27 protein-coding genes and 1 tRNA gene are annotated in these 22,792 nt (G+C 62.3%); 14 read left to right on the top strand and 14 right to left on the bottom strand.

Annotated features, from left to right (window positions below):
* Window positions 1-48: 48 nt before the first annotated feature.
* Window positions 49-1,740 carry a histidine kinase dimerization/phospho-acceptor domain-containing protein gene (locus tag K3136_RS03720; protein ID WP_221431562.1) on the bottom strand — a complete coding sequence of 564 codons (1,692 nt, stop codon included), beginning with the start codon at window positions 1,738-1,740 and terminating at the stop codon, window positions 49-51.
* Between the two features lie 254 nt (window positions 1,741-1,994).
* On the opposite strand from K3136_RS03720, the gene K3136_RS03715 reads away from it, so the two are divergent.
* Both K3136_RS03715 and K3136_RS03710 read left to right on the top strand, forming a co-directional pair.
* Window positions 1,995-2,456, top strand: coding sequence for an Lrp/AsnC family transcriptional regulator (locus K3136_RS03715; RefSeq protein WP_221432201.1), 462 nt, complete (start codon window positions 1,995-1,997; stop codon window positions 2,454-2,456).
* Entirely contained in the window at window positions 2,453-2,881 is a 429-nt protein-coding gene (locus K3136_RS03710; protein WP_221431561.1) for a GFA family protein, read from the top strand. Before K3136_RS03715 ends, K3136_RS03710 begins: the two co-directional genes overlap by 4 nt.
* Before the next feature lie 14 nt (window positions 2,882-2,895).
* Here K3136_RS03710 and K3136_RS14170 read toward each other — a convergent pair whose 3' ends face one another.
* From K3136_RS14170 to K3136_RS03690, 4 genes are all read right to left on the bottom strand, one after another.
* Window positions 2,896-3,540 carry a trypsin-like serine peptidase gene (locus K3136_RS14170; protein ID WP_425594366.1) on the bottom strand — a complete coding sequence of 215 codons (645 nt, stop codon included), beginning with the start codon at window positions 3,538-3,540 and terminating at the stop codon, window positions 2,896-2,898.
* A gap of 318 nt (window positions 3,541-3,858) precedes the next feature.
* Window positions 3,859-5,208, bottom strand: a complete 1,350-nt coding sequence (accC, locus tag K3136_RS03700) for an acetyl-CoA carboxylase biotin carboxylase subunit (protein ID WP_221431559.1) — start codon at window positions 5,206-5,208, stop codon at window positions 3,859-3,861.
* Between the two features lie 3 nt (window positions 5,209-5,211).
* The gene (gene accB / locus K3136_RS03695; protein WP_221432200.1) at window positions 5,212-5,667 is read right to left on the bottom strand and encodes an acetyl-CoA carboxylase biotin carboxyl carrier protein; all 456 of its coding nucleotides are present in this window, start codon (window positions 5,665-5,667) and stop codon (window positions 5,212-5,214) included.
* Between the two features lie 111 nt (window positions 5,668-5,778).
* Window positions 5,779-6,213, bottom strand: a complete 435-nt coding sequence (locus K3136_RS03690; RefSeq protein WP_221431558.1) for a type II 3-dehydroquinate dehydratase — start codon at window positions 6,211-6,213, stop codon at window positions 5,779-5,781.
* 94 nt (window positions 6,214-6,307) lie between these two features.
* Here K3136_RS03690 and K3136_RS03685 point away from each other — a divergent pair, with 94 nt between their 5' ends.
* On the top strand, window positions 6,308-6,934 hold the full coding sequence (locus K3136_RS03685; protein WP_221431557.1) for a hypothetical protein: 627 nt from the start codon (window positions 6,308-6,310) through the stop codon (window positions 6,932-6,934).
* A 44-nt stretch (window positions 6,935-6,978) separates the two neighbouring features.
* Here the strand turns inward: K3136_RS03685 and K3136_RS03680 are convergent, their stop codons facing one another.
* Complete coding sequence (locus K3136_RS03680) at window positions 6,979-7,392, bottom strand: holin family protein (RefSeq protein ID WP_221431556.1); 414 nt, start codon at window positions 7,390-7,392, stop codon at window positions 6,979-6,981.
* Window positions 7,393-7,548: 156 nt separating this feature from the next.
* Here K3136_RS03680 and K3136_RS03675 point away from each other — a divergent pair, with 156 nt between their 5' ends.
* Window positions 7,549-7,983, top strand: a complete 435-nt coding sequence (locus tag K3136_RS03675) for a hypothetical protein (RefSeq protein WP_221431555.1) — start codon at window positions 7,549-7,551, stop codon at window positions 7,981-7,983.
* Window positions 7,984-8,050: 67 nt separating this feature from the next.
* Here the strand turns inward: K3136_RS03675 and K3136_RS03670 are convergent.
* A tRNA-Pro gene (locus K3136_RS03670) sits at window positions 8,051-8,127 on the bottom strand.
* Window positions 8,128-8,330: 203 nt separating this feature from the next.
* On the opposite strand from K3136_RS03670, the gene yajC reads away from it, so the two are divergent.
* Genes yajC through secF form a run of 3 tightly spaced genes read left to right on the top strand, consistent with a single transcriptional unit; the run spans window position 8,331 to window position 11,281 of the window.
* A complete protein-coding gene (yajC, locus tag K3136_RS03665; RefSeq protein WP_221431554.1) occupies window positions 8,331-8,657 on the top strand; it encodes a preprotein translocase subunit YajC in 327 nt (108 codons plus the stop codon).
* A 38-nt stretch (window positions 8,658-8,695) separates the two neighbouring features.
* Window positions 8,696-10,291 (top strand): protein translocase subunit SecD, encoded by a 1,596-nt coding sequence (gene secD / locus K3136_RS03660; protein WP_221431553.1) that lies wholly within the window; start codon window positions 8,696-8,698, stop codon window positions 10,289-10,291.
* Window positions 10,292-10,303: 12 nt separating this feature from the next.
* Window positions 10,304-11,281 carry a protein translocase subunit SecF gene (gene secF / locus K3136_RS03655; protein WP_221431552.1) on the top strand — a complete coding sequence of 326 codons (978 nt, stop codon included), beginning with the start codon at window positions 10,304-10,306 and terminating at the stop codon, window positions 11,279-11,281.
* Window positions 11,282-11,300: 19 nt separating this feature from the next.
* Here the strand turns inward: secF and K3136_RS03650 are convergent, their stop codons facing one another.
* Entirely contained in the window at window positions 11,301-11,873 is a 573-nt protein-coding gene (locus tag K3136_RS03650; RefSeq protein WP_221431551.1) for a helix-turn-helix transcriptional regulator, read from the bottom strand.
* Between the two features lie 100 nt (window positions 11,874-11,973).
* On the opposite strand from K3136_RS03650, the gene K3136_RS03645 reads away from it, so the two are divergent.
* The gene (locus tag K3136_RS03645) at window positions 11,974-12,450 is read left to right on the top strand and encodes a DUF6456 domain-containing protein (RefSeq protein ID WP_221431550.1); all 477 of its coding nucleotides are present in this window, start codon (window positions 11,974-11,976) and stop codon (window positions 12,448-12,450) included.
* Window positions 12,451-12,459: 9 nt separating this feature from the next.
* Entirely contained in the window at window positions 12,460-12,717 is a 258-nt protein-coding gene (locus K3136_RS03640; RefSeq protein ID WP_221431549.1) for a hypothetical protein, read from the top strand.
* Window positions 12,718-12,776: 59 nt separating this feature from the next.
* On the opposite strand, the gene K3136_RS03635 is transcribed toward K3136_RS03640, so the two are convergent.
* Genes K3136_RS03635 through K3136_RS03620 form a run of 4 tightly spaced genes read right to left on the bottom strand, consistent with a single transcriptional unit; the run spans window position 12,777 to window position 17,099 of the window.
* Window positions 12,777-13,352, bottom strand: a complete 576-nt coding sequence (locus tag K3136_RS03635; protein ID WP_247711422.1) for a uracil-DNA glycosylase family protein — start codon at window positions 13,350-13,352, stop codon at window positions 12,777-12,779.
* Entirely contained in the window at window positions 13,349-15,154 is a 1,806-nt protein-coding gene (locus tag K3136_RS03630) for an ABC-F family ATP-binding cassette domain-containing protein (protein ID WP_221431548.1), read from the bottom strand. Before K3136_RS03630 ends, K3136_RS03635 begins: the two co-directional genes overlap by 4 nt.
* A gap of 48 nt (window positions 15,155-15,202) precedes the next feature.
* Complete coding sequence (locus K3136_RS03625) at window positions 15,203-15,517, bottom strand: phage tail protein (RefSeq protein ID WP_221431547.1); 315 nt, start codon at window positions 15,515-15,517, stop codon at window positions 15,203-15,205.
* A gap of 25 nt (window positions 15,518-15,542) precedes the next feature.
* Complete coding sequence (locus K3136_RS03620) at window positions 15,543-17,099, bottom strand: amidohydrolase family protein (RefSeq protein ID WP_221431546.1); 1,557 nt, start codon at window positions 17,097-17,099, stop codon at window positions 15,543-15,545.
* 138 nt (window positions 17,100-17,237) lie between these two features.
* Here K3136_RS03620 and K3136_RS03615 point away from each other — a divergent pair, with 138 nt between their 5' ends.
* The 4 genes from K3136_RS03615 (at window position 17,238) to K3136_RS03600 (ending at window position 20,546) form a co-directional block, all read left to right on the top strand.
* A complete protein-coding gene (locus tag K3136_RS03615; RefSeq protein ID WP_221431545.1) occupies window positions 17,238-17,954 on the top strand; it encodes an SIMPL domain-containing protein in 717 nt (238 codons plus the stop codon).
* Window positions 17,955-18,015: 61 nt separating this feature from the next.
* Complete coding sequence (locus K3136_RS03610) at window positions 18,016-18,321, top strand: PepSY domain-containing protein (RefSeq protein ID WP_221431544.1); 306 nt, start codon at window positions 18,016-18,018, stop codon at window positions 18,319-18,321.
* A gap of 85 nt (window positions 18,322-18,406) precedes the next feature.
* Window positions 18,407-19,087: a response regulator transcription factor gene (locus K3136_RS03605; RefSeq protein ID WP_221431543.1), complete on the top strand. Its 681-nt coding sequence runs from the start codon at window positions 18,407-18,409 to the stop codon at window positions 19,085-19,087.
* Window positions 19,035-20,546, top strand: a complete 1,512-nt coding sequence (locus K3136_RS03600) for a sensor histidine kinase (protein WP_425594359.1) — start codon at window positions 19,035-19,037, stop codon at window positions 20,544-20,546. Before K3136_RS03605 ends, K3136_RS03600 begins: the two co-directional genes overlap by 53 nt.
* Here the strand turns inward: K3136_RS03600 and K3136_RS03595 are convergent.
* Window positions 20,543-20,854 carry a chorismate mutase gene (locus tag K3136_RS03595; RefSeq protein WP_221431542.1) on the bottom strand — a complete coding sequence of 104 codons (312 nt, stop codon included), beginning with the start codon at window positions 20,852-20,854 and terminating at the stop codon, window positions 20,543-20,545. The genes K3136_RS03600 and K3136_RS03595 overlap by 4 nt on opposite strands.
* Before the next feature lie 67 nt (window positions 20,855-20,921).
* On the opposite strand from K3136_RS03595, the gene K3136_RS03590 reads away from it, so the two are divergent.
* Window positions 20,922-21,938 carry a polyprenyl synthetase family protein gene (locus K3136_RS03590; RefSeq protein WP_221431541.1) on the top strand — a complete coding sequence of 339 codons (1,017 nt, stop codon included), beginning with the start codon at window positions 20,922-20,924 and terminating at the stop codon, window positions 21,936-21,938.
* 48 nt (window positions 21,939-21,986) lie between these two features.
* Here the strand turns inward: K3136_RS03590 and K3136_RS03585 are convergent, their stop codons facing one another.
* Window positions 21,987-22,790 (bottom strand): hypothetical protein, encoded by an 804-nt coding sequence (locus K3136_RS03585; protein ID WP_221431540.1) that lies wholly within the window; start codon window positions 22,788-22,790, stop codon window positions 21,987-21,989.
* Window positions 22,791-22,792: the final 2 nt, after the last annotated feature.

The following is a 22,792-nucleotide window of genomic DNA, read 5'->3' as shown; positions in this document are numbered from 1 at the left end:
GCCTAGCCTCGCCATGGCGCGAGGGCAAGCGGCGAGATGCCGCATTGCTCAGCCTGATGCATTTTCCGGGCTGAAAGTGGTGTCCTGGGCGGTGAGTAGCGGCAGGGAGAGGACCAACCGGTCACCCACGCGCACGAGTTCTCCTCCTGCTACCCGGGCCTCGGCCCGGGCAAGACGCAGCGAGAAGCCCGCGCCGAAGATGCCCGCACTGAGCGCGCCTCCAGCAGGGCGGGTTTCGACTGCGAAAATGTTCTCCGCCTCGCGCAGGGATGCGGGAAGGCTCGCGGCGAGTTCGACCTGGTCGCCTTCCGTCACCAGCTGGAGCGCCACGGTTTCGCCGGCAGCGACCGCGCCCGCAATCGTGGCGAGCAGGCGCCAGCACAGCATTTCAGCCTCAGACTGGGCGAGGGCGAGCGGTGCGCGGCCTTCGCCGAGTTGTGCATCGAAGCGCGCGACGCGGGGGCTGAGGACGGTCTGGAGCTGGCTCACCTGCTTGCGCACGATGGCTGCGAAATCTGCCTCGCCGCTTTCTAGGTCGAGCGCGCCCACTTCGAGCTTTGCCAACCGGTCTAGTTCGTCGAAGCCGGCGAGAATATGCGCGGAATCTCCGGCAATGGTCGCGGCGAGAGACCGGTACTCATGCGGGACGGGGCCGATCATCTGCTGCTGGATGATCTCGGCATAGCCTTGCATCGCGTTCACCGGAGTGCGCAGTTCGTGAAGCAGCTGGCGCAGGCGGTCTGCTTCCGCTTCGCGCCGGTCGGCCTCGTCGCTCACCACGCGGCGGAAGCGGCCGACATAGCCGAAGAACCGGCCTTCGCCGCGGGTAAAGCGCGGTGCGGCATCGACGATCCAGTCGCCCTCGATCCGTGTCGCCCCGCGCAGGGTTACGCGCGAAGCGTCGAGCGGCTGGCGGCGCTGGATGGCCGCTGCGATCGTGTCCGAGCCCAGTGCGGCGAGATCGATGCCGACCACCATCGATGCGATGCGATCTTCAGCCCAGTTCACGCGGCCTTCCGAATCGGCGGCGAAGAGGAAATGGCCGAGCGGCTCTTTCGCTTCCTCGTCGACCGCTTCGCCAAGCGGCAGCCGTGGTGCCTCGGTCCGTGCCGCCTCGCCGCTGCGGGTCTTGCGGAAGGTCTCGATCCGGTCGACCAGCGCGCGCACATCGTCCTTGCCGGGCGCAGGGCGCGGTGTTGGCTCGGCAGGTCCGACCTCTACGGCGGGTTCGCCCGCAGGTTCGGGTGTTTCTGCCTCCGGTTCGGGCGGCGAGATTTCGTCGATCAGCTCGAACGGTTCGGGTTCGGGCAGGGCGCGGTCGCTCACGCCCAGGCGGTCGAGAATGCGTTCCGCCTCTACCGGCAGGTCCTTGCGGTGGCGCAGGAAGCCGCGCGCCCGGATCGGCAGCTTGGGAATGATCTCTTCCCATTCCGCCGCGGTCAGCTGCGCGCGGTACAGCGCGGCTGCGGCAATCTGCGGATGCGCTTCGCCGAACCATTTCACCAGTTCGGGATTGCGGAAACGCCAGCCGCTTTCGCCGACCATCTTCGCCCTGTCGGCGACCGAAATCATCTCGCCCAGCGCGATCAGGCGAAGGTAGGAAGCCGCTTTCAGCGCCTTGTCGCCGGCCTGCGGACGCTCTCCCAAAAGGTCGATCAACTGGCGGAACTGTGTCTTCGCGGCACGCTCGCTGGCTGCGCGGATGCGCAGCACCGTGGCGAGGCGGTCGTCGAAGTGCATTCGTAATTGGTCCTTCAAGGGCGGAAATTCGCAGAATCGGGCATGCCACAGGCACATTCACCCTTGGACAATGAGCATGGTTAAATGCGCATTGACCATCACTGGATTCTGCTGCGTTGCAATGTGGGACAATTGCTGGCAAACATAATAATGTTAGCCAATCGGTTGGTTGCGCCTTTTCAACATTTCATATGTGCGCACCGCAAGCCTTGGCCCATCGCGTGATCGCACGCGCTTTTGAGGAAGACACAACGATGGCCAATCTCGACGATATCGATCGTCGCCTGCTCGGCGAATTGCAGGACGAAGGCAGGATCACCAATGTCGAGCTGGCGCATCGCGTCGGGCTGACTGCTCCTCCGTGCCTGCGCCGCGTGCGCGCGCTCGAGGAAGAAGGCGTCATCCGCGGCTATCACGCAGAGCTCGATCCGTCGAAGCTGGGCTTCTCGATTACCGTCTTCGCCATGGTCAGCCTCAAGAGCCAGGCAGAAGACGCGCTGCGCGAATTCGAAGACGCGATGCGCGACCTTCCCGAAGTGCGCGAAGTGCACATGCTTAATGGCGAGATCGATTTCATCATCAAGATCGTCAGCCGCGATTTGCAGAGTTTCCAGGAATTCCTGACCAGCAAGCTCACGCCCGCGCCCAATGTGGCCAGCGTGAAGACCTCGCTGACTATCCGAACCAGCAAGAACGAGCCGGGCGTCCCGCTTTGAGCGAGACGATGAAGGGGCACTGCCTCTGCGGCGCGGTCGGGATCGAACTGACCGGCGCGAAGAACGAGGTGGAAATCTGCCAATGCACTATGTGCCGTCGTTGGGGCGGCGCATTCTACGCTGCGCTCGCCGGAGAAAGCTTTGCCATTTCGGGCGAAGACGCGATTACGGCCTATGCGTCCAGCGATTGGGGCGAACGTGCTTTCTGCTCGAAATGCGGGACCAACATTTGGTGGCGCTTCAAGCCAACGGGCAACCGTAGCTTTTCAGCCGGCCTGTTCGACGAGGCATCGGGTCTCGCCATCGAGAAAGAGATTTTCGTCGACGAGAGCGCGGACTGGTGTCAGCTCAGGGGTGATCACCCGCGCCAGACCGGCGCAGAGGTTATTGCCGAAGCGAAGGCGGCCGGATTCGAGTTCGATTGAATCCCGGGCGCATTTCAGATCTTGGTTGGGAAGAGGGCGCCGTCTGTGTCCCCTTTACCGACTGCAGTTGCTTTACGCAGTTCCTCTAGGGGCCATCCCGCAATTCCGACAGCATACCCACCAACCTTTGCTTGGATGCCGAAGACCCTATAACCATCGCGGGTCCTCGCGAGGAGGGGTGAACCACTTGTGCCTTTCCAGCTCGGGCAATCATGTTTGAGCACTATTGATCGCGGACGGATCGTACGTACTGAACAGCGGCTAGCAATCTGCAGAAATCGCCTGCCCCTATTCCGGGAAAAATATGCCAACGAGTGGTGCCCGGATTCCAAAGCTGAATGCAAATCAGCGACTTGTGCGGGCTCGACAAGAGCATTTTTCTCCAATCGTAGAATTGCCCAATCAAGCGCGTAGCTCCAACGTAGTGATTCCGAAGGTCGGCTGGCAACGCTAACACGTGATGCAAAACGTATTCGACCGTCCCTGTCGAACAGCCTGAAAATGCATCCCTTGAGCCACGTACCACGCTCTGGCGTATTTCCGTCCAGAACATGGGCAACTGTCAGGAGGGTGTCTCTCCTTCCGACAACAGTGCCTTGAAGCACCTGCGTAGAAAGTCCCTTGGAGCAGGAAAGTTCGCCGACCGGAGCGAATGACATGTGTGCAAGTTCGGCTTTGGTGGGCTGAGCAATGCTCACCTTCCCCTCTGCCGCGGCAAGGGGAACCAAGAAAATTGCAAGAGTGAATTTGAAGATATTCCTCGTCATCCGCACATGATCGCGGATCAGGAGGAAAATTTTTATCGCACCTGTTACACGTAGTTACCCGTATGAAGCGGGCCTCGGAAAGACCACCACTCGCTCGGGCGAATGGAGACGCCGATTATCCTCAAGCTTCATATCCAGGACCACTGTTGGGTCTTTAGCGGTCAATCCTACCTTCTGACCGAATGACCGCCAGCCACCCGTCTTCCGACCTCAATCCTCGCGCGTCTTCAGCCACTCTTCGAGCCACTTGATCGAGTAGTCGCCGCTCTGCACGTCCGGCTGCTCCAGCAGCGCTTGGTGGAGCGGGATCGAGGTTTTCACGCCTTCGACCACCATTTCCTCCAGCGCGCGCTTCAGGCGCATCATGCAGCCTTCGCGGTTGCGGCCGTAGACGATCAGCTTGGCGATCATGCTGTCGTAATAGGGCGGGATCGAATAGCCGGCGTAAAGCCCGCTATCGACGCGCACATGCATGCCGCCCGCCGGGTGGTAATGGGTGATCTTGCCCGGGCTGGGTGCGAAGGTGAACGGGTCTTCCGCATTGATGCGGCACTCGATCGCGTGGCCCTTGAACTCGATATCTTCCTGCGCGACCGACAGCGGCTTGCCTGCCGCAATACGGATCTGTTCGCGCACCAGGTCGACGCCGGTAATAGCTTCGGTGACCGGATGTTCGACCTGCAGGCGGGTGTTCATTTCGATGAAGTAGAACTCGCCGTTTTCCCACAGGAACTCGATCGTGCCAGCGCCGCGATAGGCCATGTCACGCATCGCCTGCGCGCAGATTTCGCCCATGCGCATGCGGTCTTCCTCGCCCAGCACGGGGGAGGGGGCTTCTTCGAGCACCTTCTGGTGGCGGCGCTGGAGCGAACAGTCCCGTTCGCCGAGGTGGATGGCATTGCCATTGCCGTCGCCGAAAACCTGGAATTCGATGTGGCGCGGATCGCCGAGATATTTCTCGATATAGACGGTGGCGTCGCCGAAGGCGGCCTTCGCCTCGCTGCCGGCCTGCTTCATCAGCGTTTCGAGCTGGTCTTCGCTTTCGCAGACCTTCATGCCGCGGCCGCCGCCGCCCGAAGCGGCCTTGATGATGACCGGATAACCGATTTCGTCCGCGATCTTACGCGCTTCGGACACTTCCGAGACAGCGCCATCACTGCCCGGCACCAGCGGGAGGCCGAGCGCGCCCGCGGTCCGCTTGGCTTCGACCTTATCGCCCATCGTGCGGATATGTTCGGGCTTGGGGCCGATCCACTTGATGTCGTGCGCTTCCACGATTTCGGCGAACTTGGCGTTCTCCGACAGGAAGCCATAGCCCGGGTGGATCGCATCGGCGTGGCTCACCTCTGCGGCAGAGATGATATTGGCGATATTGAGATAGCTGTCGGCCGCAGCCGGCGGGCCGATGCAGACGGCATGGTCGGCGAGGCGAACGTGCATCGCGTCGGCGTCGGCGGTGGAATGCACCGCGACCGTCTCGATGCCCATTTCATGAGCTGCGCGGTGAATGCGCAGCGCGATTTCGCCGCGATTGGCGATGAGGATACGCGAAATCGTCATGGCTTACCCGATGACGACGAGCGGCTGGTCGAATTCGACCGGCTGGGCGTTCTCGACGAGGATCGATTTCACCGTACCTGCCTTGTCGGCAGCGATCGGGTTCATCACCTTCATGGCTTCCACGATCAGGAGGGTCTGGCCTTCCTTGACGCTGTCACCCACCTTCACGAAGTCCGACGCGCCTGGTTCGGGAGCGAGGTAGACCGTGCCGACCATGGGCGACTTGATGGCACCTGCGGTATCGGCCACTGCCGGGGCGCTTTCTGCTGCGGGCGCTGCTGCCGGGGCTGCAGCTGCCGGGGCGGGTGCTGCCATCGGTGCAGGCGCAGCGGCCATTGCCACGCCGCCGCCGCGCGAAACGCGGATCTTGCGGTCGCCGTCCTCGACTTCGATTTCGGTTAGCCCGGTGTCGCCAAGCATCTCTGCCAGCTCGCGCACGAGCGAGGTGTCGACGTTCATACCGGATTTACCGGCGCTACCTTTACGTTCGGCCATGAATGGTCCCTTGTCAGTTATTGCACGCGCCTATGCTCTGGCTAGCGCGCCAAGACAAGGGGGGAGGGGGCGCTTTTAGAGAGCCGCGGCCTTATCCAACGCTACGGAATAGCTGCGCGCACCCAGGCCCTGCACGCAATCGGCGGCCGCCATGCCGACATAGGAGATATGGCGGAATTCCTCGCGCGTCGAGGGATCGGACAGGTGGACTTCGATGACCGGAACCGTGATCGCTTTTATCGCATCGAGCAGCGCGATCGAGGTGTGGGTATAGGCCGCTGCATTGAGCAGGACTGCCTTTGCACCTTTGTGCTGAGCCTCGTGCAACCAGTCGACCAGCACGCCTTCGTGATTTGTCTGGCGAAAGTCGATCGCCAGACCGAGGCCGTCGGCCTGCCCGCGAAGGTCCGCTTCGATATCGGCGAGCGTCGCGCTGCCGTAAATCTCCGGCTCGCGCGTGCCGAGCAGGTTGAGGTTGGGGCCGTTGAGGACGAAGACGGTGTCGGTCATGGGAAATGCGTTAGCGAGTGTTCGCGGACCTGAGAAGCGGCCTGTAGGCTAACGATCCGATTGCGGACGTTTCGCGAGTTGCTAGGGTGCTTTGATGATCAAAAAGAAGCTGGTTCGCTTGGACATCCTATTTGGTGCGCTCTTACTCAGCTCGTGCACGTCCATTGATTACGTTCCAGACACAGGTTGGTCAAACAATGAAACTGACCCCCGTTTTTATGAGAATTGGTTTGGGCACCAGCTTGCGGCCGCATCTGAGCCAGTGCTCGCAAGCGAGGAAGATCTCGCCCCCTTTTCCAACCGCTTCCGCCTGCTCATCCTGCCGAATAATTCACCAGCTTCAATCTACAGGATTGATGCAACTGGTTCAGGCGGAATGTCGTTGACTTACACACAACTTGATGGGGCTGGTGGCTACGAGCCTGGTGACATTGCCGAGCAATGGACCCGAGAGCTTTCTTCTAACGAAGCTCAGGATTTTGTCGATGCTCTCGATGCGGCTCGCCTAGGAACACTCAAGCGAGAAGCCGACCTTCACGTTGTGAATGACGATGCGGGAGCAAGTTACATCAGTATTTGCATGCACCCACCGGTTTTTGTGTTCGAACATCTCAGTCAGACTGAGCGAACCTACGTGACACGCGATATCTGCGAATTGCGTCGTGAACCAGATTTGGAGAAGCTTCAGATTTTAGTGTCTAGCTTTTCCAACGGAGGTTGAGCGCGCTTCCGCATTCCGCCCACAACCAAACGTCCTGATCGCGTTTACTGCTCCACCCCTTTCACCTTTCCCCACTGCCGTGCGGCGGTGTAGCCGAGGTAGCCGGTGCCGAAGAGCGCGTAGAGTTCCTCTGGAAGGCCTCTCAGATAAGTCGTGATACCGCTGCCGATGTCCTGCGCCGCCTGCGGCGAGAAGGCGGCCAGCACGCCCATCGGAAGGGCGAAGAGGATCATGGCATACATCACGTAGAGGAAGCTGGGGCGCGCGCGGCTGGTCCATGGGTCGGCGGACTTCGCCTCGGCCACGATGGCCGAGAGGCGCGCTTCGATCTGTTTCATCTCGTGCGTCCCTTCGAGCGCGAGAAGTTCCAGCTTGGCTTTCGCGCGTGCCTCCTTGTCGGGAATGATCTTGTCGATGATCGAAGCGATCGGACCGATGAGCGATTCTACGAGGGGCATGATTCTTCTCCTGTCAGCCTGGAAAAAATCACCGGATCGGTTCAAGTAGGAAAGAGGATTATCCATTTTCGAATCGGACATGCGAACGGTCATTGAAAATTCACGCATTGCGGGTATTGAAAGGCGCGAAGAACACTTCGCCGGAACCCTGACGCCATGCGCAAAATCCTACCGATCACGCTGATGGCCGCTGCAGCATCGCTTGCGGCGAACACTGCCATTGCGCAGGCCGATGCTGCGCCGATCGCATCGGACAGCGCCGGTGCGCTCGAGGCGCCCGAGGACTGGGACTGCGACCTCTACGACGAAGAATGGCGGGAGTGGATCGACGAAGGCAATTCGCCCGATGCGTGGCGATTCGCCGGTAAACGCTATCGCGCGGTATCGGACGGCGATCTCTACACCTGGGAAGACTGGCTCGACTGGTCGGACGAGAACGGCTGCCTCGCAGGTGCCTATCTCGACGGCGGCACTGCTGCCAATTCGGGCGGTGCGTTCGGCGGTTCGACGGCCATCGGCCTCGTCGTGGGCTTCTTCGCGACCGCGCTGATTGCGGCCAGTGGCGGCGAGAATTCGCAGAGCCCCGGCTAAACATCAGCTACCCGCGCGCCGCACGAGGCGGTGGCGATTACGTTTTTCGATTTTGAGGGAAAACCACTGGTCGGGATGACTGGATTCGAACCAGCGACCCCCACACCCCCAGTATGGTGCGCTACCAGGCTGCGCTACATCCCGAAACCAGTGGAGGCGGCCCTATAGGCTCGGCATTTCGGCGATGCAAGCCTTGTGGCGCTCATTTCGTTGCGAGTTGCATCCATTGCTGCTAACCGCCCGCCACCAATGTGGAAGGGGGACCGCAAGAGGGCTTGAAGCCTGCATATGCGTCACCCACTTCGCTTTCGCACCAGACACGAACTTTATAACAGGTCCGACCACACATGCTCGATATCCTCGCCGCCGCCGGCACTGCCGCAGCCCAGCCGCCGGTATGGCTGCAGATCCTGCCCTGGATCGCGATTTTCGCGGTTTTCTGGTTCCTGATGATCCGCCCGCAGCTACGCCAGCAGAAGGCGCACCGCGAAAAGGTCGAAGGCCTGAAAAGGGGTGACGAGGTGGTCACGGCAGGTGGTCTCGTTGGCAAGATCACCAAGGTCGAAGAGCAGTTCGTCGAACTGGAACTGGCCAAGGGCATGAAGGTGCGCGCTGTAAAGCAGACCATCGGCGAAGTGCTGAACGCCAAGCCCGCCAAACCGGCCAACGACTGATCCGGCCCTCAAGCAAGGCTAAGGGGTAGACCGCCACGATGCTCGAATTTCCGACATGGAAGAAGGTAATGCTGTGGGGCATCGCCCTGCTCGGTGCGCTTGCCGCACTGCCTTCGATCTTCTCGCTCACCAATACGGCCTGGCCCGAACAGCTGCCGAACCCGACGGTCAACCTCGGGCTCGACCTTGCCGGCGGTAGCCACATTCTCCTCGAAGCCGATCCGGCGCAGGTCGAGGCCTCGCGCCTCGAAGACATGGAAGAAGGCGTTCGCAACGCCATGCGCCGTGCCGATCCGCGCATCCGCATCGGCGACGTCTCTACCGACGGCGGGCGGCTCAGCTTCCTGCTCAGCGATGCAGCGGATATCGACCGTGCGCGCGCGGAAATCGAAGGCCTGATCAACGGCACCGGCCCGGTCCGCGAATGGGACCTGCAGGTGGTGGACGGTCAGCGCTTCGTGCTGACACAGACCGCTGCCGGCCTCGAGAATGCCGTCGACGAAGCGATGGAAGGCGCGCTGCGCACCGTGGGTATCCGTATCGATGGCCTCGGCACGCGCGAGCCGACGATCCTGCGCCAGGGCGACACGCGCATCGTGGTCCAGGTCCCGGGCCTGCAGGATCCCGAACAGCTTAAGGAACTGCTCGGCAAGACCGCACAACTCGAGTTCAAACTGGTCCAGCGCCAGGCAACGCAGGAAGAGGTCGAACGCGGCTTCGTCTCCGGCGGTGAAGTCGTTCCCTATGCCGCGGACGAGCGTGGACAGGGCTTCGGCGTCGTCGTCGAACGACTTGGCGGGATCAGCGGCGAAACGCTGACCAGCGCGCAGCAGAGCTTCGACAGCCGCACCAACGAGCCGGTCGTCTCGATCGCTTTCAACCCCGAGGGCGGCAACAAATTCCGCGTGATGACGACCCAGTACACGGGCCGCCAGTTCGCGATCATCCTGGACGATGAAGTCATTTCGGCCCCGCGCATGCAGGAACCGATCATCAACGGGCAGTCGCAGATTTCGGGCAGCTTCACGGTGGAGAGCGCGAACAACCTCGCCATCCAGCTTCGCTCTGGTGCACTGCCGGTCGATCTCGCAGTGGTCGAGGAACGCACGGTCGGACCCGATCTCGGCGCCGATTCGATCAAGCAGGGCATGCTCGCCATGGGCATCGGTACGCTGCTGGTCATGCTCTTGATGATCGTCACCTACGGCCGCTTCGGCATCTATTCGACCGTCGCGCTTGTCATCAACGTGCTGATGCTGCTGGGCATCATGGCGGCGCTCAATGCCACCCTCACCCTGCCGGGTATCGCGGGCTTCGTGCTGACCATCGGTGCCGCAGTCGACGCCAACGTGCTGATCAACGAACGTATCCGCGAGGAGCGCAAGCGTGGTCGCCGCGTGATGGCAGCGGTCGAGAATGGCTACAAGGAAGCCAGCCGCGCCATTTACGATGCGAACATCACCAACTTCATTGCAGGCGTGCTGCTGTTCAACTTCGGCTCCGGCCCGATCAAGGGCTTCGCCGTGGTGCTCGTGGTGGGCCTGTTCACCTCGGTCTTCACCGCCGTTCCGCTGACCCGGATGTGGGTGGCCGGTTGGCTGCGCAAGACGCGGCCCACGGACCTTAATCTTTAAAGAGGACGAACAATGAAACTGCTCAAGCTCGTCCCCGACGACACCAACATCAAATTCCTCAAATGGCGCGTGCCCTTCTTCGTCGTCAGCATCCTGCTGATCGCGGCGAGCTGGGCGCTCGTGATGACCAAGGGCCTCAACTACGGCGTGGACTTCGCCGGGGGCCTGGAAGTGCGCGCAACCTTCGAACAGAGCGAGCAGGCACCGGTCGCGCAGCTCAGGTCCGAGATTGCCGAACTTGGCTATGGAGAGCCGGTCGTCCAGCGCTTTGGCGAGGACAACCAGGTCTCGATCCGCGTTCGCCTGACGGACGAAGTGTCCAGCGACAAGGAAGCGGCACAGGCGGCCGCCGCCGCAGTGATCGCGGACTTGCAGGCCAATCATCCGGACATCCGGATCGACGGCAACGACAACGTGTCGGGCAAGGTCTCGGGCGAGTTCCGCACCGACGCCACGCTGGCACTGATCTACGCGATGCTGGCCGTCGCGCTCTACATCTGGATTCGTTTCGAGTGGCAGTTCGGCGTGGGCGCATTGTTCGCGCTGTTCCACGACGTCTCGCTGACTCTGGGGCTGTTCTCGCTCTTCCAGATCGAATTCAGCCTGCAGATCATCGCTGCGATCCTTGCGATCATCGGTTACTCGCTCAACGATACGATCGTCGTTTACGACCGTATCCGGGAGAACCTGAAGAAGTACCGCAAGATGGAACTGCCCGAGCTGCTCGACCTCTCGGTCAACGAAACGCTCGCCCGTACGGTGATGACCTCGTTGACCCTGCTCGTCGCGCTCCTGCCGCTGCTGTTCTTCGGTCCGGCCAGCCTGTTCGGCCTGACGGTCGGCATCACCTGGGGCCTGTTCGTCGGCACCTATTCCTCGATCTACATGGCCTCGCCATTGCTGGTGTGGATGGGTGTGAATTCGGACAGTTTCATTCCGGAAGAATCCATCGCCGACAAGCAGGAAAAGAAGCTGCGCGGCGAAGTCTGATTGCTGCTGTCCGCTGCCTCTAGAGGCGGCGGACCAGCATCTCTGCAACACCGATCCAGGCAGGGTTGTCCACGACCTGCTGCTTTTCGCCGTGACCCGGCGGAAGCAGCCCGACGAGGTTGCCCTGCCGGTCGATCAGGCGGCCGAAGGCGAAGCGCCCGCCGCTCTTGGGTACCAGCACATCGCGATTGACCGCGCGGCCCGCATCTTCGGGCGCGAGCTGGCGCAGCCACAGCTGGTCGCCGGGACGGTATTCGCCGTGCGGATAGTCGATCGTGAGGACCACCAGAGCACCCTCGCTGCCGAGGTCGGTGGCGAGGATTGCGTCGCGCGTTTCGCTCAATGCTTCGGGCCCTGACTGGCCTAGCGTCGCCACCACCTGCGGGTGACCGGCCTTTTCGGAACGCACAAGGACTTCGGGTTCGACGCCCAGTGCGGCGCCGATGCGCTCCATCCATTTGAGCGAGAGGTTGCGCATGCCCGTTTCGAGGCGACCGACCGTTTGCGGGGTCGTGGGCGGAACGCATGCTTCGGCGAGATCGGCCAGCGTCATGCCCTTCTGCTTGCGGATATCGCGAATGCGGTTGATCATGACACTGCCAAATCCCTCTAACCAAATCGGTGTTTTCTCTTTCCTACACTAACCGGATGTTTGCAAGCCTGTCGTCCACAGACAGCGAGGAGACGGCACTATGCGCAGGGAACTGGTCGAACGGGAACTCACCGAAGTCGGACCGCGACGGGCGGGTTCGCCGACGCGCAGGACGCGAAGTGTCACGATGAACCTTGGCGAGAGCCCCCTGACCTGGCTGCATTCGCGTGGACACCTCGATGATCGCCAGTTCGATGCAGGAGAGCGGCTGCGGGCCGATTACGAACGCGCGCAATTGTCGCCTTCGGTCACGATGCGCTGGGACCCGGTGCGCGTGGATGGTGGGGGTGGGGGTGACGGCTTGACGCCATCGGAACGCCAGCTCGCGGCAAAGGCGCGTTTCGACGGCGCGATGCTCGAAGCGGGTGCAGGGCTGAAGGACATCCTCTGGCGGGTCGTTTGTGCCTGTGAGGGGCTGCCGGATGCGGAGAGAGGATTGGGCTGGCCGACACGCAGCGGCAAGCTCGTGCTGAAACTGGCACTCGATCGGGTGGCGGATTTCTACCGGATCACGTAGGAGAAAAGCATGGCAGGTATCAGGAAATTCGGTCTCGAAGGCACAACCCGGTATCGGATATATTCGGGCCTGAGTGGGCTACTTTTCCTCGGTCTGATTTTCCTCGGAGACGATCGATGGTTGGCTTTCATTGGTGTCGGTGTCCTGATGGTCTGGATCGCATTCTTTGATTCTATTGGTCCGGATGGCGAACGCAGAATATTGGGTATCAGGCCTGACGCATCATTCTTCGGCAAGAAGACGAGAGTGGAAGACAAGAAGGAGTAATTACCCCACAGGACCGTGTTCCATGTGTTCCAGCCTGTGGGACTACGCGGGCGGCAATCCTAGATATGTCGAACAACCGCCTCGCGCAGGACGGGAAGTACCTCAGCCTCGAACCAGGGGTTCTGCTTCATCCAGATCGCGCTGCGCCATGCCGGGTGGGGCAGCGGCAGGAAACGCGGAAGGTATTCGCGAAAGGCGCGCACACGCTCGGTCATCGAAAGCTTGCGGGCGTCGGGAAGGTAGTGCGCCTGCGCATAGGTGCCGACGAGCAGCGTCAGCCGCTCCTCGGGCAGGATGTCGAGTATCCGGTCATGCCATTGCGGCGCGCATTCGGGCCGCGGGGGCTTATCGCCGCCGCTCGCCTTGCCGGGATAGCAGAACCCCATCGGCACTAGTGCGACGCGCGCGGGATCGTACATCTGCTCCTTGGAGAGGCCGGTCCATTCACGAAGCCGGTCGCCGCTCTTGTCGTCCCACGGGATACCGGTCTCATGGACCTTCGAACCCGGGGCCTGTCCGATGATCAGCAAGCGTGCGGTGTGGGAGAAGCTGGTGACCGGACGGACCCCGTGGGGCAGGTGGGCGGCGCAGGTGCGGCAGCCCGCGATTTCTTCGGCGAGCCGCTCGTGCGTCAAAGCGCCTCCACCTGCTCGGCCAGCATCAGCCAGCGTTCCTCAGCTGCATCCTTTTCGGTCCGCGCATTCTCGATGCCCTTCGAGACATTGGCGAACTTCTGCGGGTCGGAGGTGTAGAGATCGGGATCGGCAAGAATTGCCTCGCCGCGTGTGATGGCCGCTTCCAGTTCCTCGATACGTGCAGGGAGCAGCTCGTAATCGCGCTGGTCCTTGTAGGAGAGCTTGGTCGGCTTGGACGCGGCAGGGGCCGGCGCGGGCTTGTCGGCCTGCTTCTCGGCCTTCGTCTTGCCGACGACCGGTTTCTGGCGCTTCTTCTCCCAGTCCTCGTAACCGCCAGCGACCACGTCGACCTTGCCCGTACCGTCGAGGCCGAGCGTGATGGTGACGGTGCGATCGAGGAAGTCACGGTCATGGCTGACGATCAGCACGGTGCCTTCGTAGTCGGCGATGACTTCCTGTAGCAGGTCGAGCGTTTCGAGGTCGAGATCGTTGGTCGGCTCGTCGAGCACGAGGAGATTCGAAGCCTTGGCGAATTCGCGCGCCAGCAACAGGCGCGAACGCTCGCCACCCGAGAGCACCGCGACCTTCATGTCGACTATCTTCGGGTCGAACAGGAAGTCCTTGAGGTACGCCTGCACATGCTTGCGGTTGCCTCGCACGTCGATCCAGTCGCCGCCTTCGGCCAGCACCTGCCGCACGGTCTTGTCGGCGGTGAGCAGCTGGCGCTGCTGGTCGATCATGACGCCGGTCAGCGTCTTGGCGATCTCCACCGTTCCACTGTCGGGTTCGAGCTCGCCGGTGAGCATCTTCAGGAGCGTCGTCTTGCCCGCGCCATTGGCGCCGACGATACCGATCCGATCACCGCGCTGGATGCGCAGCGAGAAGGGCTTGATGATGGTGCGGTCGCCATAGGACTTGGTGATCTTGTCCGCGACGATAACCGACTTGGACTTGAACTCCTCCTCGGTCGCCAGCTTGAGCTTTGCGGTGCCGCCAGCGGAAATCATCGAGGCACGCTGCGCGCGCATCTGCCACAGCTTTTCGAGGCGTCCCTGATTGCGCTTGCGCCGCGCGGTCACGCCGCGTTCGAGCCAGTGCGCCTCGAGCTTGAGCTTGGCATCGAGCTTTTCCGCCGCGCGCGCTTCCTCGGCATAGACCTGCTCTTCCCACGCCTCGTAACCACCGAAGCCGACTTCCTTGCGGCGCAAATTGCCACGGTCGAGCCAGATCGTCGCGCGGGTCAGGCGCTTGAGGAAGGTACGGTCATGGCTGATGACCACGAAAGCGCCGCGATAGCGTTCGAGCCAGCTCTCGAGCCAGTCGATCGCGCCCAGATCGAGATGGTTGGTCGGCTCGTCCATAAGCAGGAGGTCGGGATCCTGCGCCAGCGCGCGAGCAATTGCGGCGCGGCGCTTCTCGCCCCCGCTCGCGCCCTTCGTCTGGCGGCTCATGTCGATGCCAAGCTGGCCTGCGATGGCCTCGACTTCGTGCTCCTGCGGCGCATGTTCGCCGTCGAGCGCCCATTCCATGAGCGTCTCGTGGCCGGAGAGGTCGGGGTCCTGTTGCAACAGAACGATACGCGCATGCGGCTTGACCTTGCGCGTGCCGGCATCGGTTTCGACCTGCCCATCAATCATGCGGAACAGCGTGGTCTTGCCCACACCGTTGCGGCCGATCAGCGCGAGCCTGTCGCGCGGACCGATATGCAGGTCGAGCGGCTCGTGATCGGGCCCGCCGAAAAGCCATTTGCCCCCCTGCTGGAGAGCCATGCCTTCAAGGCTGAGGATGGGGGGCTGTGCCATAAGCCGCGCCGCTTAAGCGAGCGCGGTTCTCCCCGCAAGGGAAACGGCTTAGCTACGGCTGGGATAGATCCCTTGGGTCACCACGCAATACCGCATGCCAGCTGGTGCATCGCTGCGCAGATCGGGCAGGGCGAAGGTGGTGCGTCCGTCGCCACCATAGGTTGTGCCGAGCAGGGAAAAGAGCGCTGTATTCTGCGCAATCGGAAGCAACTTTCCGTCAGCAAGGAGCGTGCCTCCCGGACAGAAGTTCTGCCCCACGAGGATGACTTCCGCCAAATAACGCTCCTGCGCTTGCACCGGTGTGGAAGCGATCCCCGACGACAGTGCCACCGCTGCAACGGCCAGTGTCTTTGCGAACTTCATAGAAGGCCCCCCTTTTTTCGCGCCCCTAGTTTGCCCGCTGTTCCTCGACCATCCGTGCCACATCTTCAAGCAGGGCAGGCGCGTCGTAGACAATGCCGTCCTTGATGGTCCAGCGAACGCCGCCGACCTGCTCGATCTCGCCCGTCTCGTAATTCAGCCTGGTATGGCCGGTGCCGTAGAGCAGCTTGAGGTTGTCGAGCGGATTGCCCGGTACGATGACGAGATCGGCCAGCTTGCCGACCTCGATCGTGCCCATCGGCGCGGTCTCGCCGCGAGGATCGTAGATTTCCTGCGCGCCCGAAACGGTAGCGGCGCGGATCACCTCGAGCGGTTCGAGACCAGCCTCTCGCAGCATCTCCAGCTCGCCGACATAAGCGAAGCCCCAGGTCTGGTAGATATAGCCCGGATCGCTGCCCACGGTGACGCGCCCGCCGCGGCGGTGGAACTCCTTCGTCAGGTCGAACCAGTAGCGGTAGAACTTGCGCCAGGCGACCTCGTCCTCGGTGCTCCAGTCCTTGTAATAGCTGCCGTGATTGGTCGCGCTTGGCGCGTAGAAATCCATCAGGCTCGGAAGCGTGTAGCGTGCGTGCCAGTCACGGTTCTTCGCTGCCATCACATCGCGGCTTGCGGAGTAGATGTTGAAAGTCGGGCTGAGCGTCACGCCGCTTTCGATCAGGTGGTCGATATAGGCATTCCACTGCTCGCTACCCGGCTCGACCACCTGGTCTGCCAGCCGAGCGACCCAGCCGAAGCGCGATTGCTCGTCGAAGTAGTTGTAGCCCTTGGGATAGCGGGGGAGGGCACTTTCATCGAGCAGGCTCTCGAAGTGGCCGTAAAAGTGGGTGATCCCATCCATGCCCAGTTCGACCGCCTTGGCCGCGTTGACGCGCTGGACCCCGGGCTGGGCGAGGTGCGAGACGGTGCCAAGACCCTGCTTGTCGGCTTCGTCGAGTGCTGCGCCGAGGATATCGGCACCATGCGAATTGAAGAACTTGATGCCCCAGAAGCCGCGCGCCTTGGCCCAGCGGACCCACTCGCGCGCCTTGGCCTCGCTATCGATCGCGCCGCCGTCCCACTTGTCGCCGAAGACGGAGTAGGGGAACAGGCGCGGGGCGGTGATCGTGTTGCTGCGGCTACGCTGCGCATCGGAAAGGTCCCCCTGGCCGGGCCCGAAATAGAAGGACACGCCGCGCACGCTGGTGACGCCATGGGCGAGCCACAGCTTGTAGCCATAGGAGGGCTGCGCAGCCTTCGACGGGTCGCCGTTGTGTCCGTGCGTATCGACGAAGCCCGGCATCACGGTCATGCCCTTGGCATGGATGATCCTGGCCGCTTTCGCCCGGGTTTCGGCAGGTGCGCCGCCGCCATGGATCGCGGTAATCCGGTTGCCCTCGATCACGATATCGACCGGCCCCATCGGGGGCGCGCCCGATCCTTCGATCATGGTCGCGCCCGAAACGATCAGCGTGGGATAGGGGCCTTCGCCTTCCGCGCGGTCCGGCACCGGCTGCATCGACTGGGCATTGGCCAGGCCTGCGCCGAGCATCGCTGCTGCGGCAAGGACGAGTTCCGCAAACTTCATGGCAGTGGTTCCCCTCTTCGCTACGCCTCGTATCGCGCATCCGAGGCGCTGTGAAGTCGAAGCGATACGGAACAACCCCGTTCAGCCAACCGTAAAGCGGGCAAGGCGACACTTGCCGTCACGACACGGAGACAGATTATGAAACAGCTACTTGTTCCCTCGCTCGGCCTCGCCATGATCGGGGGCAGCGCGCATGCAGCCGAGGTGCAGATTTCCACCGAGGGTCCGGTGGTCGAACTGACCGTGATGGAACAGGTGGAGGCCGACCCCGACCTCGTGACGGTGGGGGCAGGCGTGACGACGGATGCGCCGACCGCGGTCGAAGCGCTCCGGCTGAATTCGGTCGAAATGCGCAAGGTCATCGACCGTCTCAAGGCCCTCGGCATTGCAGAACGCGATATCCAGACCACCGGTATCAACCTCAATGCCCGCTATGATTACGACCAGCGTACGCAGCGTCAGGTGTTCCGCGGCTACCAGGCGAGCAACCGGGTCAGCGTGAAGCTGCGCGAGGTGGACGAGACCGGCAAGGTGCTCGATGCACTGGTGGTGGCAGGGGCGACCAACCTCGACGGGCCGCGTTTCAGCCTCGAGGACGATACCCAGGCCAAGGCCGAAGCGCGCCGCAGGGCGATGGAGCGGGCCCGCGCGCAATCGCTCGAATATGCGCGGTTGGCCGGCTATTCCGACCTCCGCCTGCTCGAAGTGAACGAAACGATCACCGGCCGCAGCGGCCCGGTTCCCCAGATGCGCGCGGTCGCGACGATGGATGTCGCCGAGGCATCCGCCCCGGTGCAGCCCGGATTGGTCAGCACTTCGGTCAATGTGACAGTGAAATACGAAATGGTTCGCTGAACGTGTGTGAACGTCAACATTCACACCTTGTTCAATGCTCCATGCCTAGTAAGGCTTCATTATGAAACCGCTTCTCGCATCCTTGCTCGCACTCGGCCTCGTCGCCGGGCCGCTGACTGCCACTCCGGCAGAGGCGCAGCGTCGCTCCGACCAGGGCGAAGCGCGCAAGGAAATGCGTGCGGGTAATATCCTCAGCTCGCGCGAGATCGAGAACCGCGTGCTTCCGACCATGCGCGGGGCCGAATACCTCGGCTTCGACTATGACCGGACGGCCATGGCCTATCGCCTGAAGTTCATCCGCGACGGCCGCGTACTCTATGTCGATGTCGATGCGCGTACCGGCCGTATCCTGCGCCGCAGCCGCTGATTTCCGTCATCAGAAACCTCGCTCATCTTGACGCGTTCATCTACTTGAACGACATGCGCAAGATTATTAGCAAGGACGGAAATTCATGAGAATCCTTATCGTCGAAGACGAGCCGACGCTGGGCCAGCAGCTCAAGAGCACGCTCGAACAGAACGGCTATGCCGTCGACCTGTCGACCGATGGCGAGGATGGGCATTTCCTCGGCTCCACCGAAGATTACGATGCAGTGATCCTCGACCTCGGCCTGCCCGAGATCGACGGGCTGACCGTACTCGGCATGTGGCGCAAGGAAGGCCGCAAGTTCCCAGTCCTCGTGCTCACCGCGCGTGACAGCTGGTCCGACAAGGTGGCCGGCCTCGACGCGGGCGCGGACGATTATTTGGCCAAGCCTTTCCAGACCGAAGAACTCATCGCCCGCCTGCGCGCGCTCATCCGTCGTGCTTCGGGCAATACGTCGAGCGAACTGACCGCTGGCGACGTGCGTCTCGACACACGTTCGGGCCGCGTGACGCGCAAGGGCGAGCCGGTCAAGCTGACCGCGCAGGAATACAAGCTGCTGAGCTACCTCATGCACCACAAGGGCAAGGTGGTCAGCCGCACCGAACTGATCGAACATATCTACGATCAGGATTTCGACCGCGATTCGAACACGATCGAGGTCTTCGTTACCCGCATCCGCAAGAAGCTGGGTGCGGAAGTGATCACGACCATCCGTGGACTCGGTTACAGCCTCGACGACCCCGCCGACGCACCCCGCGCATCCTGACGATGTAGCGGGCGAAGCGCGTCCGGCGGCGGGTTCCCTGCCAGCCGTCGAAGCTGCGCCCGCCGCGGATGCGCAACCGGTAACCTTGGGCGAAAAGCCCGGCCAGCGTCGCAGTCTTGCTGCGCGCATGATGGCTATTGCCGGGATCTGGATTTCGGTCCTGCTGCTGGGTGGCGGCTTCGCGCTCGATCGCACGCTTACCCGGCAGGTGCAGAGCAATTTCGACGACCAGCTCGAATATGTCCTGACAGCCCTCATCGCCTCGGCAGAGGTCGATGACTGGGGCGATGTGCGATTCTATCGCTCGCTCGGCGACCAGCGCTTTCTCGAGGTGAACAGCGGCGTCTACTGGCAGATCAGTGGGCCGGACAAGGAACCCTATCCCAGCCGCAGCCTGTGGGATCGTACGCTCGAGGTCGATGGCAGCCACATCGACGACGAGCCGCATTTCTACGACAGCGAACAATTCGCCGACGAGCCGCTGCGCGTTGTGGAACGCAACATCATCCTGCCCGACAGCGACACGCAGTGGACCTTCACGGTCGCTTCGGCGCGCGAGGAGCTGGACTTCCAGATTGCACGTATCCGCTCGATCCTGTTCTGGAGCTTCGCGGTCCTCGGTCTCGGCCTCCTGATGATGGCGGCACTGCAGAGTTATTATGGCCTGTCGCCGCTGCGCCGTGTGCGTGCCGCGATCCAGTCGATGCGTTCGGAAGGCGCGAACCGGATCGAGGAACCGCTTCCGCTGGAAGTCGAGCCGCTGGTCGAGGAAATCAATGCCCTGCTGGCTCACAGCGAGAAGCAGGCCGAGGAAGCGCGGACCCATGCCGGCAACCTCGCACATGCGCTCAAGACGCCGCTGACCGTCCTGACCAATGCCGCGACCGCGAATGATCCCAAGCTCTCAGACCTTGTCTGCCGCGAGACCAAGACCATGCAGCGCCATGTCGAGCATCATCTGGCTCGCGCCCGTGCCGTGGGCCGGCGGGCGACCGGTCACGCGCGCGCCGATGTCTGGCCCAGCGCCGAAAGCGTGGTCCGCGCTGTCACGCGCATCTACGAAAACACGCGCTTCGACCTCGACGGAAACCGCGAGGCGGCTGTCGCAATCGAACGGCAGGACCTCGACGAAATTCTCGGAAACCTGATCGAGAATGCAGCCAAATACGGCGGCGGCAGCGTCTTCGTTACGGTCGATGCAGACCCGATCGATTTCGACAATTGCACCATCTGGGTCGAGGATGACGGCAAAGGCATTCCCGATGCCGAACGCGTCCGAATCTTCGACCGCGGCGCGCGGCTGGACACCGGCAAGCCCGGAACCGGCCTTGGCCTTGCCATCGTGCGCGATGTGGCGGAAATCTACGGCGGTACTGTCGAGCTGGACGAGAGCGAGGACCTTGGCGGCCTGATGGTCAGGCTGAAGCTCCCGCGCTCAGGGATGGCGAAAGAAGGCTAGTCCGCAGAGCGCGCCTGTTCGTGGTGGCGGATCACCTCGTCGATGATGAAACGCAGGAACTTCTCGGTGAATTCCGGATCGAGTTCGCTTTCTTCGGCCAGCCTGCGAAGACGGGCGATCTGCGCTTTTTCGCGCTCAGGATCGGCGGGCGGCAGTGTGGCTTTCGCCTTGTAGGCACCGACGGCCTGCGTGATGCGGAAACGTTCGGCCAGCATATGCACAAGCGCTGCATCGATATTGTCGATGCTCTTGCGAAAGCCTGCCAGCGTGCCGTCTTCGCCCTCGGAGTGTTGCGTGTCTTGCGTCATCGCTTGCCAAGCTATCATCAAAACCGGACTTGCCAAGAAAGCATAGGCAGGACATGGCCAAGCTGTAATGACTGCCGACGTCGTCCCCCTGCCGCGAAAAGGGCCAGAGCCCTCGATTGAGCCAATGCTGGCGCTGACCGCCAATGGCATGAACCAGGTCAACCAGGTCATCCTGGACAGGATGCAGAGCGAAGTACCGCTCATTCCCGCCCTGGCCGGACATTTGATCTCGGGCGGCGGCAAGCGCCTTCGTCCCATGCTCACGCTCGCCGGTGCAGAACTGGTCGGTTACACCGGTGCGCGTCACTACAAGCTGGCCGCAGCAGTCGAGTTCATCCACACCGCCACGCTGCTGCATGACGATGTCGTCGACGGCAGCGACCTAAGACGCGGCAAGGCGGCGGCCAACATCATCTTCGGCAATCCGGCGACGGTGCTGGTGGGCGATTTCCTCTTCAGCCGCAGCTTCGAGCTGATGACCGAAGACGGCAGCCTGAAGGTCCTGAAGATCCTGTCGGGCGCCAGCGCGATCATTGCCGAAGGCGAGGTCGACCAGCTGACAGCGCAGCGCAAGATCGACACCAGCGAGGAACGCTACCTCCACATCATCCGCGCCAAGACCGCAGCCCTGTTCGCTGCTGCGAGCCGTATTGCAGCGGTGGTCGCAGAATGCAGCGACGAGGAAGAGAAGGCGCTGGACGAATATGGCCGCAATCTCGGCGTTGCCTTCCAGCTTGTCGACGATGCGCTCGATTACGATGCGGACGCGGCTCAGATGGGCAAGGATCGCGGCGACGATTTCCGTGAGGGCAAGATGACCCTGCCGGTCATCCTCGCCTATGCGCGCGGCAGCGAGGAAGAACGCGAGTTCTGGAAGGCCGCGATTGCAGGCTTCCGCACCTCTGACGAGGATCTGGAACACGCCATCAGCCTGATCGATCGCCACAAGGCGGTTGCCGATACCAAGGCGCGGGCGCGCCATTTTGCGCAGCGCGCGATTGATGCGCTTTCGATCTTCCCCGATGGCCGTGCACGAGAGGCCATGACGCAGGCCGCACTGTTCTCCGTTTCCCGGGGCTACTGACGAAACATCCGGCCCGCAGGACGCAGGCCGGATGCTCCCGATTTTCGCTTACTGGCGCGTTGCCGTCCAGCGAACCACGCTGTCGTCGCGCGCTCCCGACGAGACGCCCGAAAGCGTGTTTCCGTCGATCGTGATGTCCGTGCTCGAAAGCGTTTCCCCGTCACGCGAATAGGTTTCGCGGAAGGAATTGTCGGACAGACGTTCGACCGCCACCATGACTCCCGAATCGCTGCCTTCGATCGCGACCGGATCGCCGCCAAAGGTCGCCGTCCAGCTGTCGCCATTGCCGGTGCTTGTCAGCGTGTCGCCGTCCACGGTGTAGGTGAAGGTCAGGCCTTCGTCATTGATATCGGCCACGTCGCTGACGGCCCATTCCCCGGACATGGCGTGCGAGCCTTCCGCACCGGGTGCGGTGCGCGTGTACATCGTCTTGCCAGTGACAGGGGCATCGCCGGCAAGGTCGGTCCAGTCTGCGGTCGCGGTCTGCCCGTCTTCGCTGATGGTCCAAGTCGCCCCGCCGAGGTCCTTGTCGCCCAGGCGGCTGGCGAATTTGACGGTGTTGTCGTCGACGACTTCGATCATCTGGCTGTCGGCGCCCGGCCGGTCGACCGTTTGCCACTCGCCATTGGCGGCATAGCCATAGGGCGGCGTGCAGCTGTCGCACTGGAACTGCCCGTCGGCGAGCGTGAAGTTGCGCGTGTCGTTTTCGAACGAGGCGCTGTCGAGATTGACCTTCCAGGTTCCCGCGATACCGCCTTCTTCGGTGGCAACCTCGGTTTCCGGTGCTTCGCTGCACGCGGCCATGCCCATCGACATCGTTACTGCGGCAAGCGCAGTCATCATCTTTCTCATGT

Source organism: Qipengyuania gelatinilytica (assembly GCF_019711315.1).
GTDB lineage: Bacteria > Pseudomonadota > Alphaproteobacteria > Sphingomonadales > Sphingomonadaceae > Qipengyuania > Qipengyuania gelatinilytica.
This window is presented reverse-complemented; position numbering and strand designations above follow the sequence as displayed.

Bases quoted from the DNA above. Each gene is read 5' to 3' on its own strand.
- K3136_RS03720 (WP_221431562.1), bottom strand. From the start codon at position 1,740: ATGCACTTCGACGACCGCCTCGCCACGGTGCTGCGCATCCGCGCAGCC.
- K3136_RS03715 (WP_221432201.1), top strand. From the start codon at position 1,995: ATGGCCAATCTCGACGATATCGATCGTCGCCTGCTCGGCGAATTGCAG.
- K3136_RS14170 (WP_425594366.1), bottom strand. From the start codon at position 3,540: ATGTCATTCGCTCCGGTCGGCGAACTTTCCTGCTCCAAGGGACTTTCT.
- accC (WP_221431559.1), bottom strand. From the start codon at position 5,208: ATGACGATTTCGCGTATCCTCATCGCCAATCGCGGCGAAATCGCGCTG.
- accB (WP_221432200.1), bottom strand. From the start codon at position 5,667: ATGAACGTCGACACCTCGCTCGTGCGCGAGCTGGCAGAGATGCTTGGC.
- K3136_RS03690 (WP_221431558.1), bottom strand. From the start codon at position 6,213: ATGACCGACACCGTCTTCGTCCTCAACGGCCCCAACCTCAACCTGCTC.
- K3136_RS03685 (WP_221431557.1), top strand. From the start codon at position 6,308: ATGATCAAAAAGAAGCTGGTTCGCTTGGACATCCTATTTGGTGCGCTC.
- K3136_RS03680 (WP_221431556.1), bottom strand. From the start codon at position 7,392: ATGCCCCTCGTAGAATCGCTCATCGGTCCGATCGCTTCGATCATCGAC.
- K3136_RS03675 (WP_221431555.1), top strand. From the start codon at position 7,549: ATGCGCAAAATCCTACCGATCACGCTGATGGCCGCTGCAGCATCGCTT.
- yajC (WP_221431554.1), top strand. From the start codon at position 8,331: ATGCTCGATATCCTCGCCGCCGCCGGCACTGCCGCAGCCCAGCCGCCG.
- secD (WP_221431553.1), top strand. From the start codon at position 8,696: ATGCTCGAATTTCCGACATGGAAGAAGGTAATGCTGTGGGGCATCGCC.
- secF (WP_221431552.1), top strand. From the start codon at position 10,304: ATGAAACTGCTCAAGCTCGTCCCCGACGACACCAACATCAAATTCCTC.
- K3136_RS03650 (WP_221431551.1), bottom strand. From the start codon at position 11,873: ATGATCAACCGCATTCGCGATATCCGCAAGCAGAAGGGCATGACGCTG.
- K3136_RS03645 (WP_221431550.1), top strand. From the start codon at position 11,974: ATGCGCAGGGAACTGGTCGAACGGGAACTCACCGAAGTCGGACCGCGA.
- K3136_RS03640 (WP_221431549.1), top strand. From the start codon at position 12,460: ATGGCAGGTATCAGGAAATTCGGTCTCGAAGGCACAACCCGGTATCGG.
- K3136_RS03630 (WP_221431548.1), bottom strand. From the start codon at position 15,154: ATGGCACAGCCCCCCATCCTCAGCCTTGAAGGCATGGCTCTCCAGCAG.
- K3136_RS03625 (WP_221431547.1), bottom strand. From the start codon at position 15,517: ATGAAGTTCGCAAAGACACTGGCCGTTGCAGCGGTGGCACTGTCGTCG.
- K3136_RS03620 (WP_221431546.1), bottom strand. From the start codon at position 17,099: ATGAAGTTTGCGGAACTCGTCCTTGCCGCAGCAGCGATGCTCGGCGCA.
- K3136_RS03615 (WP_221431545.1), top strand. From the start codon at position 17,238: ATGAAACAGCTACTTGTTCCCTCGCTCGGCCTCGCCATGATCGGGGGC.
- K3136_RS03610 (WP_221431544.1), top strand. From the start codon at position 18,016: ATGAAACCGCTTCTCGCATCCTTGCTCGCACTCGGCCTCGTCGCCGGG.
- K3136_RS03605 (WP_221431543.1), top strand. From the start codon at position 18,407: ATGAGAATCCTTATCGTCGAAGACGAGCCGACGCTGGGCCAGCAGCTC.
- K3136_RS03595 (WP_221431542.1), bottom strand. From the start codon at position 20,854: ATGACGCAAGACACGCAACACTCCGAGGGCGAAGACGGCACGCTGGCA.
- K3136_RS03590 (WP_221431541.1), top strand. From the start codon at position 20,922: ATGACTGCCGACGTCGTCCCCCTGCCGCGAAAAGGGCCAGAGCCCTCG.
- K3136_RS03585 (WP_221431540.1), bottom strand. From the start codon at position 22,790: ATGAGAAAGATGATGACTGCGCTTGCCGCAGTAACGATGTCGATGGGC.